The sequence below is a fragment of the Pantoea sp. SGAir0184 genome (assembly GCF_043544755.1).
In genome coordinates this window covers 343,080-356,163 of sequence record NZ_CP028051.1, presented here as the reverse complement: position 1 = coordinate 356,163, position 13,084 = coordinate 343,080, and the positions used below count along the sequence as shown (strand labels likewise).

The 13,084-nt window shown below is 59.4% G+C and carries 13 protein-coding genes; 6 read left to right on the top strand and 7 right to left on the bottom strand.

Translation table 11 applies throughout. The features are described 5' to 3' along the window. The first annotated feature begins 92 nt into the window (after positions 1-92). Positions 93-1,319 carry an MFS transporter gene (locus tag C1N60_RS21730; RefSeq protein ID WP_058770354.1) on the top strand — a complete coding sequence of 409 codons (1,227 nt, stop codon included), beginning with the start codon at positions 93-95 and terminating at the stop codon, positions 1,317-1,319. A gap of 53 nt (positions 1,320-1,372) precedes the next feature. On the opposite strand, the gene clcA is transcribed toward C1N60_RS21730, so the two are convergent. Next, positions 1,373-2,776, bottom strand: a complete 1,404-nt coding sequence (gene clcA, locus C1N60_RS21725) for a H(+)/Cl(-) exchange transporter ClcA (protein WP_081316036.1) — start codon at positions 2,774-2,776, stop codon at positions 1,373-1,375. Between the two features lie 297 nt (positions 2,777-3,073). Between clcA and glsB the strand changes: the two genes are divergently transcribed. The 3 genes from glsB (at position 3,074) to C1N60_RS21710 (ending at position 6,797) form a co-directional block, all read left to right on the top strand. Next, positions 3,074-3,997, top strand: coding sequence for a glutaminase B (glsB, locus tag C1N60_RS21720; protein ID WP_394521769.1), 924 nt, complete (start codon positions 3,074-3,076; stop codon positions 3,995-3,997). A 578-nt stretch (positions 3,998-4,575) separates the two neighbouring features. Next, positions 4,576-4,992, top strand: a complete 417-nt coding sequence (locus tag C1N60_RS21715; RefSeq protein ID WP_021508875.1) for a DUF2946 domain-containing protein — start codon at positions 4,576-4,578, stop codon at positions 4,990-4,992. Between the two features lie 65 nt (positions 4,993-5,057). Beyond that, entirely contained in the window at positions 5,058-6,797 is a 1,740-nt protein-coding gene (locus C1N60_RS21710; RefSeq protein WP_058770357.1) for a DUF2534 family protein, read from the top strand. Between the two features lie 80 nt (positions 6,798-6,877). Here C1N60_RS21710 and C1N60_RS21705 read toward each other — a convergent pair whose 3' ends face one another. Beyond that, complete coding sequence (locus C1N60_RS21705; protein ID WP_021508873.1) at positions 6,878-7,894, bottom strand: NADPH-dependent aldehyde reductase Ahr; 1,017 nt, start codon at positions 7,892-7,894, stop codon at positions 6,878-6,880. Between the two features lie 123 nt (positions 7,895-8,017). Beyond that, positions 8,018-8,287 carry a hypothetical protein gene (locus C1N60_RS21700; protein WP_010616678.1) on the bottom strand — a complete coding sequence of 90 codons (270 nt, stop codon included), beginning with the start codon at positions 8,285-8,287 and terminating at the stop codon, positions 8,018-8,020. A 332-nt stretch (positions 8,288-8,619) separates the two neighbouring features. Here C1N60_RS21700 and C1N60_RS21695 point away from each other — a divergent pair, with 332 nt between their 5' ends. Beyond that, positions 8,620-9,516, top strand: coding sequence for an extracellular solute-binding protein (locus C1N60_RS21695; protein WP_394522000.1), 897 nt, complete (start codon positions 8,620-8,622; stop codon positions 9,514-9,516). Further along, positions 9,513-10,295, top strand: coding sequence for a molybdate ABC transporter permease subunit (locus C1N60_RS21690; protein ID WP_348879422.1), 783 nt, complete (start codon positions 9,513-9,515; stop codon positions 10,293-10,295). The genes C1N60_RS21695 and C1N60_RS21690 overlap by 4 nt, the downstream gene beginning before the upstream one ends. Here C1N60_RS21690 and C1N60_RS21685 read toward each other — a convergent pair. The 4 genes from C1N60_RS21685 to C1N60_RS21670 all read right to left on the bottom strand — a co-directional run bounded on the left by C1N60_RS21685 (position 10,292) and on the right by C1N60_RS21670 (position 13,080). Continuing rightward, a complete protein-coding gene (locus C1N60_RS21685) occupies positions 10,292-10,681 on the bottom strand; it encodes a response regulator transcription factor (RefSeq protein WP_021508870.1) in 390 nt (129 codons plus the stop codon). The two genes, C1N60_RS21690 and C1N60_RS21685, sit on opposite strands and share 4 nt — an antisense overlap. A gap of 210 nt (positions 10,682-10,891) precedes the next feature. After that, the gene (locus tag C1N60_RS21680; RefSeq protein WP_058758981.1) at positions 10,892-11,668 is read right to left on the bottom strand and encodes an ABC transporter ATP-binding protein; all 777 of its coding nucleotides are present in this window, start codon (positions 11,666-11,668) and stop codon (positions 10,892-10,894) included. Beyond that, positions 11,668-12,351, bottom strand: a complete 684-nt coding sequence (locus tag C1N60_RS21675; protein WP_159377600.1) for an ABC transporter permease — start codon at positions 12,349-12,351, stop codon at positions 11,668-11,670. Before C1N60_RS21675 ends, C1N60_RS21680 begins: the two co-directional genes overlap by 1 nt. Positions 12,352-12,360: 9 nt before the next feature. Next, positions 12,361-13,080, bottom strand: coding sequence for an ABC transporter permease (locus C1N60_RS21670; RefSeq protein WP_159377599.1), 720 nt, complete (start codon positions 13,078-13,080; stop codon positions 12,361-12,363). Positions 13,081-13,084: the final 4 nt, after the last annotated feature.

The following is a 13,084-nucleotide window of genomic DNA, read 5'->3' as shown; positions in this document are numbered from 1 at the left end:
ACGAGCGGTGCGCCAATCGCGCTGCGCTAATTTACGATGTCACATTGCTGCTCTATGCTTGTCACCATCCTCCACTCTTTCTTCATCACAACATGAATGCAAATCCGATAGCGCATCCCGCTGCTTTGCGGTCTCTCCAGGCGTTGTGCCTGGTCAATTTTTTCATGGCCGATGTGCGGGATGGACTCGGCCCTTTCCTGGGGATCTTTCTTACCGAGCATGGCTGGAGAGCGGATGATATTGGCTGGGCGATGACAGCCGGCGGTTTAGCCGGTCTGCTGGCTACGCTGCCGGCGGGTCTGGCAACCGATGCCACGCACCATAAAAAAGGGCTGCTGATTCTGGCCTCACTGCTCATTACGCTGGCCACCCTGATGCTGTGGTGGTTTCCTTACGGTGGAGTGGTGGTTGGCTCGCAGGTGGTTACCGGTCTCGCGGCCGCGCTTATTGCCCCGTTACTGACCGGCGTCACCCTCGGCCTGACCGGCTCTCAGGGGTTCAGCCAGCAGATGGGGAGAAACGAGGCGTTCAATCATGGCGGCAATATGACTGCCGCGCTGTTTGCCGGGTTTGCCGTCTGGCTGTGGGGCACCGATGCGGTTTTTATCCTGATGACCGCGATGGCACTGTGCGCATGTTTTGCCGTGGCCGCCATTCAGCGTAACGCGATCGATGACCGCGCGGCGCGCGGCGGTGCCCGACAGCAGGCCGCAGAGCTTCCTGGTTTCTCTGCCCTGCTGCGCAATCCGGTGCTGCTGATTACCGGCCTAACGCTGCTGCTGTTTCACCTCGGCAACGCCGCGCTGTTGCCGATGCTGGGCATTCGCGCGGCGGCAACGCACAGCGGACAGCTCAGCCCCGGTGTTTATACCGCTGCAACCGTGGTGATTTCGCAATGCGTGATGATTCCCGTGGCGCTATTCGCCGCCCGAAACGCCAGCCGCCTCGGTTTCCCGCTGCTGATCACCCTCGCGCTGGTGGTGCTGCCGGTGCGTGCCGGCATCGCCTCCCTGTTCGATGGCACCTATGCGATGGTACCGGTACAGATTCTTGATGGTCTGGCCGCCGGGCTGCTGGGCGTGGCAGTACCGGGCTACATCGTCAGCGTGCTTGACGGCAGCGGACACACCAATGCCGGCCAGAGTTTCGTCATGCTGATGCAGGGCGTGGGCGCGGCATGCAGCCCGGCACTGACCGGCAGCATCGCCGCCGCCTGGTCTTATCAGGTCGCTTTCGCCGTGCTCGGCAGCATTGCCCTCGCCGCACTGATGCTCTGGAGCCTCAGCCAGCGCATCCGATGGGTTAAAAGCCGGGCGTGAGGTGATATCTTTCCACCCGGCTTTAGTCGCGCTTCGATAAGCCGGGATAATACCTATTCCGTCCGGGCGCTGGCGCGGTTAGTGAGCTGTGCTTTGGCCAGGGTGCGCGCCAGGATTGAGGAATAAAGCGGTTTGCCACCAAAGAACTGCGCCGCCAGCGTTGCGCCCAGGCAGGTGATGATCATCGGCAGAATCAGTTGATAGTTATTGGTCATCTCCAGCACCAGCACGATGCCGGTAAGCGGCGCGCGCACCGAGGCGGCGAACAGCGCGCCCATCCCGGCGACGGCAAAGGTGGCGGCTTCCAGCTGATAATGCGGGAACCAGTCGGCGCTCAGCTGACCAAAGCAGGTGCCCAGCAGCGTGCCCAGCGTCAGCATGGGCGCAAAAATGCCGCCCGGCGCGCCTGAAGAGAAGCAGCAAATGGTGACTAGCGTGCGCAGCGCGAAGAGAGCAAACAGCGCCAGCGCGCCATAGTGTCCGGTAGCGAAATCCGGAATCAGCGTCGTTCCGCCGCTCACCGCCTGCGGCAGCAGTAAACCCAGCATGCCGCACAGTCCGGCCAGCAGGCTACCGAACAGCACCCAGCGCCCGGTACGTCCGAGATGCAGGCGCTGAAACTGGTCCTGTGCGAGAAATATCAGCCGGTTGAACGCCACGCCGCAGCCACCAAACAGCACACCCAGCACCAGATAGAGCCACAGCGTCTCGGTGGGCGCGTCACGCAGCTGACCGATATTAATGATGGCTTCATTACCGTTGAGCACGCGAAAGACAATACTCGACATGATCACGCCAACAAACACCGCTTTTATCGATATCAGGCTATAGCGAAACTGCGGGCGCATCTCTTCGATAATGAACAAAATGCCGGCCAGCGGCGCGTTGAACGCCGCCGAAAGCCCCGCCGCGGCACCGGTCGCCAGCAGCGTATGACGCGATTCGGAATCGCGCACGCGAAACAGATCGAGGCACATACCACCGATGTTGCCGCCAATCTGTACCGTGGGTCCTTCGCGTCCCAGCACCATGCCAGAACCCAGCGCACCCATGCCGCCGATAAATTTAACCGGCAACACGCGCCACCAGCGCACCGGACGCAGCTCTTCCAGCGCGCCCTCAATTTCCGGAATGCCCGAGCCTCCCGCCTCTGGCGCGAAGCGGCGCACCAGAAAATAGCCGATGCCGCCCAGCAGCGCCGAAATAAAAAACGCGCTCAGCAACGCCATGGCCAGGTTATCCGCACGCTCTGTCAGCCAGCCGATCCGCAGGTGGAGAATAAAATTGACCGCGCGATCGAAAGCCACCCCCACCAGCCCGGTAAGGATACCGACCAGCGCGGCCAGCAGCAGCAATGCCAGCGGGGTTTTATCGCGTCGCAGCAGTTTTTGCAGCAGCATAAAGCGCCCGGCGCGCATCGCGTTGGCAGGCTCGGTGGCATCAGGTAAGGCAGACATCGTCATCCTCAATTACAACAGTTGAGCGCATTGGCTGCGCCGGAAAGAGTTTGGGCTTAGCATAACCAAAATTGCCTGATCGGTAACTCAATCATTCGCAACATAATTTTACCTCAGGCCGCGCGATGTGGCGTGGGCGCCAGGCTGGGTTGCGATCGGGCGCAACAAACCGGGCAGAAAATCCGCAACGCGGTGCAGGCTTGCTGCAGCATGCTCACAGAATTTTGCGCGGTGGATTGACGCGCCGACGGCAAATCACCATGATCGCGCCAGGATTAGTCACCCCGGAGCCACAAGGTGTCGGAACTCAGTAATGCATTGCTTGAAGAGATTGTCACGGACGTACGCCCCCTCACCCGTCAGGGCAAAGTGGCAGATTATATCCCGGCGCTGGCCGGCGTGGATGCCGATCAACTGGGCATCGCCATTGCCACCGCCGATGGACGCAGCTATCAGGCCGGCGATGCGGGCACGCGCTTCTCGATCCAGTCCATCTCCAAAGTCCTGTCGCTTACCGTCGCGCTGACGCTGTACGAGGACGCCGAGATCTGGCAGCGCGTAGGCAAAGAGCCATCCGGCCAGGCATTCAATTCACTGGTGCAGCTTGAACTGGAACAGGGAAAGCCGCGCAATCCATTCATTAACGCCGGCGCGCTGGTGATGTGCGATTTGCTGGAAAGCCGGCTCACCGCGCCGCGCCAGCGCATGCTGGAGTTTGTGCGTCGTCTGGCACAGCAGCCGGACATTCAGTATGACCGTGCGGTCGCGCGCTCTGAATATGAGCACTCGGCGCGTAACGCCGCCATTGCCTGGCTGATGAAGTCGTTTGGCAACTTTCATAATGACGTCAGTAAAGTAATGGAAACCTACTTTCACTACTGCTCGCTGGCAATGAGCTGCAGCGAACTGGCGCGCACGTTTCTCTATCTCGCCAATCACGGCCGCACGCTGGATGATGATTGGACGGTGATCTCTGCACGCCAGGCGCGGCAGGTGAACGCACTGATGATGACCAGCGGCATGTACGACGGCGCCGGTGAGTTTGCCTGGCGCGTGGGCATGCCGGCTAAATCCGGCGTCGGCGGCGGGATTGTCGCAGTGATTCCCGGTGAGATGAGTATTGCCGTCTGGTCACCGGCGCTGGATCATTCCGGTAACTCGCTGGCCGGCACCGCCATGCTGGAGAAACTCACGGAGCGGCTGGGGCGATCGATATTTTAAGGCCCGGCTCATACTGAGAGTCTTCCCTGTAAATGAAAAGAGTTAAACAATGAGCCGCCCGTTTATATCGGTGCGCATAAATGCGCACCCTACGAAAATCGTGTAATTCCTTGCTGATTGCGATCGATGCCGTTATGCCTTGCAATTAAGTTGAAAATGACCTGATTAGAACGGTGCGTATCAATGCGCCGTCATGTGTAAATCGTGCAACTGCCTACAGGCCGCAGTAAATGACGTGACACCTTGCAATAGAGTTGCAAGTGACTGTTTATATCGGTGCGGATCAATGCGCACCCTGTGCAAATAGTGCCAATACCTTGTAGGGTCGCCATTAATGGCGACCACAAATTCTGAGCAATGACAGGTTATGCCATCAGACACCGCTCATCCTTCAGCAATGAGAAATAGTGTTTCTCTAATGTACTCATCAGGTTGCAATTAAGTTAACAAACACACCACATTAAGTGACCCTTTTCAAAAGGTGCGAATTATGTCGCTCCCAGCCTCACTTTTATTAACCCTTGTGCGGCAATCGCGTTACACTTCGGCCTCATTTGTTGAAGCACTCAGTATTTGCCATGACGTTTTCCTATCACTTTCGCCAGCGCCTGACCGCCTGCGTCGCCATTGTGGCGGTGCTGCTGCTGTTCGTCGCGCCGATTGTGTCGAAAACGCTGCTGGAGCGGCAAACGCGCATTGACCCCGTGGCGTCGCACAGCCCTTCATCTGCCATGCCAATGCACCATCACGATATGCCGATGGAGATGGCGATGCCGGGCATGATGCATCACAACATGGACGACGGCGAATTTGCCTGTGGCTATTGTGATTTGCTGGTGCATGTTCCGCTGATGATGTGGGTGTTTATCCCGTTCATCTGGCTGATGCTGGTGATCTCGCGCGCCCCACCGCTGCCGCCGCTGGTGGCACCCCGGCCGCGCCGCTTCAGCGGTACCCATCGTCCGCGCGCGCCACCGGTTTTTCTTTCCTGCTGAATCTCATCAATCGGTACAACGCCTGCGCTGTGCCCTGACATTCTCTTATCGGAAGGAAGACGGCTTTGTCTGCTGTTCACTCTGCAGCACCGCGCGGCGCGGTGCTTAATCTGCTACGCCGCTTACATTTTTACATTGGCCTGTTTGTCGCGCCGTTCATCTTCGTGGCGGCGCTCAGCGGCACGCTGTATGTGCTGACGCCGCAGCTGGAAAATCTGATCTACGCCGATGCGCTCACCGCGCAGCCGCAGGGCAATGCGCAACCGCTCTCGGCGCAGATCGCCGCGGCACGCGCCTATGCGGGCGAAAATCAGCACATTTATGCGGTTCGACCTGCGCCCGCCGCGCGCGATACCACGCGCGTACAGTTCAGCGATGCCACACTCGGTCCGTCGCAGTCGCGCGCGGTATTTATCGATCCCTACAGCCTCAAAGTAACCGGCGACATGACGGTGTACGGCACCAGTGGCGTGTTGCCGCTGCGCACCACGCTCGATCTGCTGCACAGCAGTCTGTTACTCGGTGACTTTGGTCGCAACTACAGCGAACTGGCGGCGAGCTGGCTGTGGGTGGCCGCGCTCGGCGGTGTGCTGCTGTGGCTGGGCACGCGGCCAAAACGCCGGCTGAAAACCGTGCGAAAGGGGTTTGCCTTCACCCGCCACTGGCACATCACGCTGGGGCTGACGCTGCTGCTCGGGCTGCTGTTCTTCTCCGTTACCGGCCTCACCTGGTCACAATGGGCAGGTAGCAATATCGATAAGATGCGCACCGAGCTTAACTGGCTGACGCCACAGGTAAATACGGCGCTCAGCGGTGATGCGCCCGCCGCGCCGGCCGATCCTCACGCCGATCACCGCAGTATGCCGGACATGGACATGACCAGCATGCCGATGTCGTCGATGGCGAAACCGGCGGCGCAGCTGGCGAAGTCACTGCCGGCAAATGCCGCCGACGCTGACTGGGATCGCGTGCTGGCGGCGGCGCGTCAGGATGGCATCCGCGCGGCTAAAGTTGAGCTGCGCCAGCCGAAAAGCGAGGGCAAAGCCTGGACGGTGAGTGAAATTGACCGCAGCTGGCCCACGCAGGTGGATGCGGTGTCCGTGAATCCGCACAGCTTCGCGATTGTCGATCACGTCTGGTTTGATCGCTTCCCGCTGGTGGCAAAACTGACGCGCTGGGGCGTCGATGCACACATGGGCGTGCTGTTTGGCTGGCCTAATCAGCTGTTGCTGGCGCTGTTTGGCCTGGGTTTGTGCAGCATGATTGTGCTGGGTTATCGCATGTGGTGGCTGCGCCGCCCGGATCTCGATCAGGCCAGCCCGGCGCAAACCCTGAGCGCAAGCTGGCTGGCGCTGCCGCACTATGCCAAAGGGGTCTGCCTGATGCTGGCGCTGGCGCTCGGTTATGCCCTGCCGGTGATGGGCGTCAGCCTGCTGGCCTTCGTGCTGGTGGACGTACTGCGCTGGCGCAGACAACAACGTGCGCCGATGAGCGAAGCGGAAATTCTCGCTGCGCAGCAGTCGCCGCTCGGTATCGTGCGGGCGCGCTTCACGGTGAAACGCAAGGAGATGCGTTACTACCTGCGTGGGCTGTTTATTCTGGCGCTGATTGTCGGTACGGTGATGAGCAATGCGATTATCGGCGGCGTGATCGATCAATACGGCATCCCGTTCAGCCACTGGACGCTGACCATGTATCTGACGCAGGGCTTTATGATCGCGCTTTACACCACGGTGTTCACCGCGCTGATGTCGATTCCGCTGTGGTATTTCTTCCTCGGCGAAAAGGATGATTCGCAGGGATAAGACGTAAAAAACGGCGGATGATCCCCCATCCGCCGTTTTGTCTGACAAATGTCAGCGTGTTATCCGCCTCAGATTCCGACTCAGAAATCGGCCTTTAGCACCACGCGGTAATTAGCTTTACCGGCGCGTACGTGATCCAGCGCTTCATTGATTTTTGACATCGGGAACTCTTCCACCTGCGGTGCCACATCGGCGCGTGACGCCAGACGCATCAGCTTACGCAGCTGGCCCGGTGAACCGGTAGAAGAACCCGTTACCGCGCGATCGCCCAGAATCAGACTGAACGCTGGCACTTCAAATGGCTTCATCACCGCGCCCACGGTGTGGAACTTACCGTGCGGAGCCAGCGCCTGGAAGTACGGCTGCCAGTCCAGATCGACAGCTACGGTGCTGATAATCAAATCAAACTGCCCGGCCAGCGCGTTCAGCGCCTGCGGATCGCGGCTGTTGACCACACGATCGGCGCCCATGGCTTTGATGGATTCGGTTTTGCTGGCATTCGAACTGAACGCCGTAACTTCAGCACCCATGGCGCGCAGCAGTTTGATCGCCATATGGCCGAGGCCGCCAATACCGATGACGCCGACGCGGCTGGTTGCCGTTACATGGTGCATCAGCAGCGGTTTAAACACGGTAATCCCGCCGCACAGCAGCGGACCGGCAGAGGTAATGTCCATGGATTCCGGCAGCGGAATCACCCACTGCCAGTCGGCGCGCAGATGGCTGGCGAAACCGCCTTTGTTCATGATGGTTGGCACTGAACCGTTCTCACAGTTGACCTGCTCGCCGTTGATGCAGGCATCACAGTGCTGGCAGCTTTTCGCGGTCCAGCCGATACCCACGCGCTGACCCACCTTCAATCCTTTGTCCTGCGCCGCATCGCCGAGTGCGCTGATGCGACCAATCACTTCGTGACCGGCAATGACCGGATAAGAGGAAATGCCCCACTCGTTATCAATCATCGACAAATCAGAATGGCACACACCGCAGTAATCGACCTCAACCAGCACTTCTTCCGCCGCCAGCGGACCGGTTTCGTACTCGTACGGTACCAGCGCATCACCGGCGTTGTGTGCGGCATAACTTTTGATTTTCATTACTGTCCTCTGTTTTCAGCGTTGTTAACCCAGGAAGTCTAGCAGAGCGTATTGCATGATTATGATTAAATTTCAGCCAATTAGAGTCTGTTAAGCGTAACGGGGAAAGAAAAGCATTTCGCGTTAAAGCGAATCGTGACTGGGCGGACTGCGGAACGCATGGCGCGCCTCTTCTATCAACTGGCTGGCGGTGACGGTGGGCGGCAAACGCGTCAGCACTTTGCTGGCCTGCCAGTAACACAGCACCATCTCTTCGTTAGTTTCGTTCTCCGCCATTTCCCTTAAGCGCCTGCGCAGGCTCAGCACGTCCAGCGTTTGCTGTTCATCCACCATCTCAGCGATGGTTTGGTTGATGACCTGATGAATAATTTTCCAGGAAAGATCGGCAAACACATTAAACCTCGTGACGTAGTAACGGGCTCCAGGCAAATGAGGAAAAGGTGCACGCCCAGCGGCACGCAAATAATCTAACTGGGATAACTATAGCCGCTTATTTAACCAGCAAACGGCTGGCCGCCTGCGTATGCGGTAGCTTGCGGATCGGTAAATGAATTTTTTTCTCTCAGCACGCGTTGCAATGGTACTAAAACCCGGCGCTGGCGCGCGACCGCAGGATTTCGCAACAGATTTTACCTTGCGCTAAAACGGAGAATTCCGATAATCGCTATCTACTCATTTATATAGCGAAAAGGAATCTCCGCGTGAAGACGCTTACCCTGCTGTTAATGACTGCCGCCGGCGGATTGAGTTTACCGGCGCAGGCCGCCATGGATATCCGCGTGACGTATGCCGGTTCGATGGGAAAAATGATGGATCAGGCGCTGGGCCCGGCATTTGCACAACAGCATGACGGTAAGTATGAAGGTCAGGGCCAGGGGGCTTACGGCATGGCGCGTCTGCTGGCGAGCAAAAAAATCACCGCTGACGTGTTCGTGTCTATTACTCCCGGTCCGATGCAGATCCTGAAAGACGCCGGGCTGATCGACCGCGCTGTACCGGTGGCCAGCACCAGCATGGTGATTGCCTACAATCCCAAAGGGCCGTTTGCGCCGCAGTTTGCCGCAGCCAAAGGCAATGATGGCCGCTGGCTTCAGCTGCTGGCAGCGCCGGGACTGAAATTTGGCCGGACCGATCCGGTAAACGATCCAAAAGGCCAGAACATTATTTTCACCCTGCTACTGGCGCAGAAGTATTACCGGCAGCCCGGCATCGCTGACAACATTCTCGGCGGTTACCAGAATCCCGCACAAACCCATCTGGAAGGTGGCTTGCTGACGCGGCTCGAGAGCGGTCAGGTGGATGCGGCAGCAGGCTATGAAAGCGAAGTGATCTCTGCCCATCTGCCTTACATCGCGCTGCCCGATGAAATCAACCTCAGCAATCCGGCGATGGCGACTAAGTGGTACAACACGGTCAGCTTTAGCGTCAAAGACAGCCAGGGTAAAGATAAAGTGCTGCACACCCAGCCACTGGTCTACTACGCGGCGGTGCTCAGGAATGCGCCGCACGGTACGGCCGCTGGCAAAGCCTTTGTAGATTTCATGCTGAGTCCGTCAGGACAGGCGCTGTTTAAACAGCAAGGCTACGCCGCACCGAAGGGCGATGGGCTTTATGCGCCATGAAAATCCGCCATGCTGGCGCGCTGTGGCTGTCGCTGCCCGCCCTGGTGCTGCTGGCCGTGCCGTTTATCACCCTGACGGGCGTCACACACTGGCAACACCTGCGGCTGGCGTGGGGTGACGGCGCGGCGATTACCACTTCGCTCAGTCTGGGAGCGATCGCGCTGGTGCTGATTTTTCTGACCGGCTTACCGCTGGCCTGGTGGCTGTCGCAGGCGCGGGGAAAAATGCGCTGGCTGGTGGAAACGCTGGTGATGATCCCGCTGCTGACGCCGCCGCTGGCGATGGGAATCCTGCTGGTCAGCGCGTACGGTCCGTACAGTTTGCCCGGCCAGCTGCTGAGCAAGCTGGGCTGGACGCTGGTGAACAATCCCGCCGCCTTTATTCTGGCACAGTGGTATGGCGCGCTGCCCTACTTTGTCACCAGCGCACGCTCGGCGTTTATCGCGGTGCCGCAGGAGATCCTTGAAGCGGGCCGGACGCTGGGCGCCGCGCCATGGCCGCGCTTCTGGCGGCTGGCGCTGCCCCTGGCCGCACCGGGCCTGGCGTCGGCTACGGCACTTGCGTGGGTGCGGGCGATGGGCGAATTCGGCATTGTGATGATTTTCGCCTGGTTTCCCCACGGAATGCCGGCGCAGCTGTACAACAATCTGCAAAACGACGGAGTGGATGCGGTGTATGTGCTGTTGTGGCTGTTACTGCTGTTTACCCTGCCGGTGCCGCTGCTGTGCGCGCTGGCTTCCCGGCGCGCGCTTTGCGGCAACACGGCGCGGCATCATTAGAGGCTGGCGCGCTGCTCACTCTCACGCATCGCCAGCCGGACCGTCTCCAGCAGCGGTTCAATCTCCAGCGGCCGGGTGAAAAAGGCAAAGGCGCCCTGAGCAAACAAGCGCCGGCAGGCCTCCAGCGTGTCATGCCCGGTCATGATGATCACCGGCAGCAGCGGATGGCGTGCACCCTGCCGGGCCAGCCAGCTCAGGCCGCTACTCTCTGGCTGTCGCACGTCAAGCAGCAGACAGCCGCATACGGCTTGCTGACCGGCGGCGGCGGTTTCGAACGATGCCAGGTCGGCAAAGTCGGCGACCTCGTAGTCCACGGTTCGCAGCAGAAATCCCAGCGACTCACGCACGGATACATCATCATCCACTAACCACACCTTCGCGCCCATTACGTACTCCGCCTGTAGAAAAATGAGGAAAATTTCGGCCCTCTCTGTCGCGCGGTGACGCAACAGCAGCCAGACCTGACGGTAGCTGGTTATCGATGGACGTGAAGTGCGCGACGACGTGCACCTTCCCTGCGCCGATAAAAAAGCCCTCCGTTGAGGGAGGGCGATTTTTCCATAATTTGGCTTAGAACACCATTGGCACAAATCTGGTTAGCTGTTGCGCTGCAGGTGGCTGCTGACAAAAGCGCGACAGCGCGCCGAGATCGGTTCGCTAAACACCTGCTGCGGCGATCCGGACTCTTCGATTTTGCCCTGATGCAGAAACACCGCTTTGTTTGATACATCGCGCGCAAACCCCATTTCGTGGGTGACGATAATCATGGTGCGCCCCTCTTCCGCCAGGCTGCGAATGACGCGCAGCACTTCGCCCACCAGCTCCGGGTCGAGCGCGGAAGTGGGTTCATCAAACAGTATCGCTTTCGGCTGCTGCGCCAGCGCCCGGGCAATCGCCACGCGCTGCTGCTGGCCACCAGAGAGCTGCGACGGCCACGCGTTGCGCTTTTCGTATAACCCGACTTTTTGCAGCAGCGCTTCGGCCTCGGCAACGGCCTCCTGATGACTGCGCTTCTGCACATGGATCGGCGCCTCAATGATGTTCTGCAGCACGGTTTTGTGCGGCCACAGATTGAAGCCCTGAAACACAAAGCCGAGCTGCATGCGCATCAGCTTGATGCGGCGGCGCTGTTCACGGCTCAGCTTTTCGTCCGCGTTATCGAGGGTGACTACTTCATCGCCCACGGCAATCTCACCGGCCTGTGGCACTTCAAGAAACGGGATGCAGCGCAGCAGCGTACTTTTACCGGAGCCGCTGGCACCGATCAGCGAGATGACGTCGCCATCCTGCGCCGTCAGGCTGATGTCATGCAGCACTTCATGCCCGCTATAACTTTTTCTGAGATGGCTCAGGGCAATAGTGGGTTTGTTCATTAACGTGCTCCAGCGTGATAAGGGGACAAACGGCGCTCCAGCAGCGCCACCGCTTTGCTCACCAGCACGGTCAGCAGCAGATAGATAATCGCCGCGCTGATAAACACCTCCAGCGCGCGGAAGGTTTCTGACACGATGGAATCGGCGATGCCGGTCATCTCCATCAGGCTGATGGTGCTCACCAGCGATGTGGATTTGATCATTGAGATGATCTCATTGCTGTAGGCCGGCAGCGCCTGACGCACCGCCAGCGGCAGCGTGATGCGCCGCAGCGTAGTGAAGCGCGACATGCCGCACACTTTCGCCGCTTCCAGTGACTGCACGCTAACCGCATTCAGTCCGCCGCGCAGGATCTCGGCGGTGTAGGCGGCGTCGTTGAGAATCAGCGCAATTAACCCGCACCAGTAGGGCTCACGCAGCAGCGGCCACAGCACGCTTTCGCGCACCGCCGGCAGACTGCCGAGGCCGTAGTAAATCATGAAGATCTGAATCAGCAGCGGCGTACCGCGAAACAGCCAGACGTAAAAACGCGTGACGTAACTGCCGAGGCGATGCTGCCGCAGCAGATTCAGCAGCAGCGCCAGTACCCCGCCGCCCAGCAGAGACAAGACCGCCAGATTGAGCGTCAGCGGCAGCCCGCGCAGCAGTGCCGCCAGCGTATGCTGTAAAAAGGTGAAATCCATCGTGGCTCCTTACAACCGCGCGCGTTGTTGCCCGCGCATGGCCACTTTTTCCACATAGCGGAAGAAGAAATCTGAACAGGTGGTGATAATCAGGTAAGTCACCGCGCCTACGCTGTAGAAGAAAAACGGCATCTGGGTGGAATTCGACGCGGTGGAAATCTGGTTCATGGTTTCCACCAGCCCGGTCACCGACACCAGCGCCGACTCCTTAATCACCGATTGCCACTGATTACCCATGCCCGGCAGCGCGGTGCGCAGCGCCTGCGGCACAATCATGCGGCGGAACAGCATAAAACGGCCCATACCGGTGACCGTAGCGGCTTCCAGCGTGCCGGCGGGAATCGCGTAAAACGCGCCGCGAAATACGCTGCTCTGATAAGCGCCGGAAATCAGCCCGATGGCGATCGCGCCCGCAACGAAGCCGTTAACGTCAAACGGTCCCTGCAGGCCGATAGCTTCACCGATAAATCCGACCACCTGTCGGCCGCCAAAGTAGAACAGGTAGATCACCAGCAGCTCCGGCACGCCGCGAAACAGCGTGATGTAGCCGCTGGCAACACGCTGCTGCCAGCGGCCGCCACCAATCTGCATCCAGCACAGCAGGCTGCCGAGCATCGCGCCCAGCAGCCACGCACACAGCGAGACCGTTACCGTGACGGTGGCGGCGTCCAGCAGCACGCCGCCCCAGCCCTCGTCACCAAAACCTAACAGTTGCCAGTCAATAGTCATAAGC

What these genes read in the sequence shown, in the direction of transcription:
- C1N60_RS21730 (WP_058770354.1), top strand. Translation starts at nt 93, where the DNA reads ATGAATGCAAATCCGATAGCGCATCCCGCTGCTTTGCGGTCTCTCCAG.
- clcA (WP_081316036.1), bottom strand. Translation starts at nt 2,776, where the DNA reads ATGTCTGCCTTACCTGATGCCACCGAGCCTGCCAACGCGATGCGCGCC.
- C1N60_RS21715 (WP_021508875.1), top strand. Translation starts at nt 4,576, where the DNA reads ATGACGTTTTCCTATCACTTTCGCCAGCGCCTGACCGCCTGCGTCGCC.
- C1N60_RS21705 (WP_021508873.1), bottom strand. Translation starts at nt 7,894, where the DNA reads ATGAAAATCAAAAGTTATGCCGCACACAACGCCGGTGATGCGCTGGTA.
- C1N60_RS21695 (WP_394522000.1), top strand. Translation starts at nt 8,620, where the DNA reads ATGACTGCCGCCGGCGGATTGAGTTTACCGGCGCAGGCCGCCATGGAT.
- C1N60_RS21690 (WP_348879422.1), top strand. Translation starts at nt 9,513, where the DNA reads ATGAAAATCCGCCATGCTGGCGCGCTGTGGCTGTCGCTGCCCGCCCTG.
- C1N60_RS21685 (WP_021508870.1), bottom strand. Translation starts at nt 10,681, where the DNA reads ATGGGCGCGAAGGTGTGGTTAGTGGATGATGATGTATCCGTGCGTGAG.
- C1N60_RS21680 (WP_058758981.1), bottom strand. Translation starts at nt 11,668, where the DNA reads ATGAACAAACCCACTATTGCCCTGAGCCATCTCAGAAAAAGTTATAGC.
- C1N60_RS21675 (WP_159377600.1), bottom strand. Translation starts at nt 12,351, where the DNA reads ATGGATTTCACCTTTTTACAGCATACGCTGGCGGCACTGCTGCGCGGG.
- C1N60_RS21670 (WP_159377599.1), bottom strand. Translation starts at nt 13,080, where the DNA reads ATGACTATTGACTGGCAACTGTTAGGTTTTGGTGACGAGGGCTGGGGC.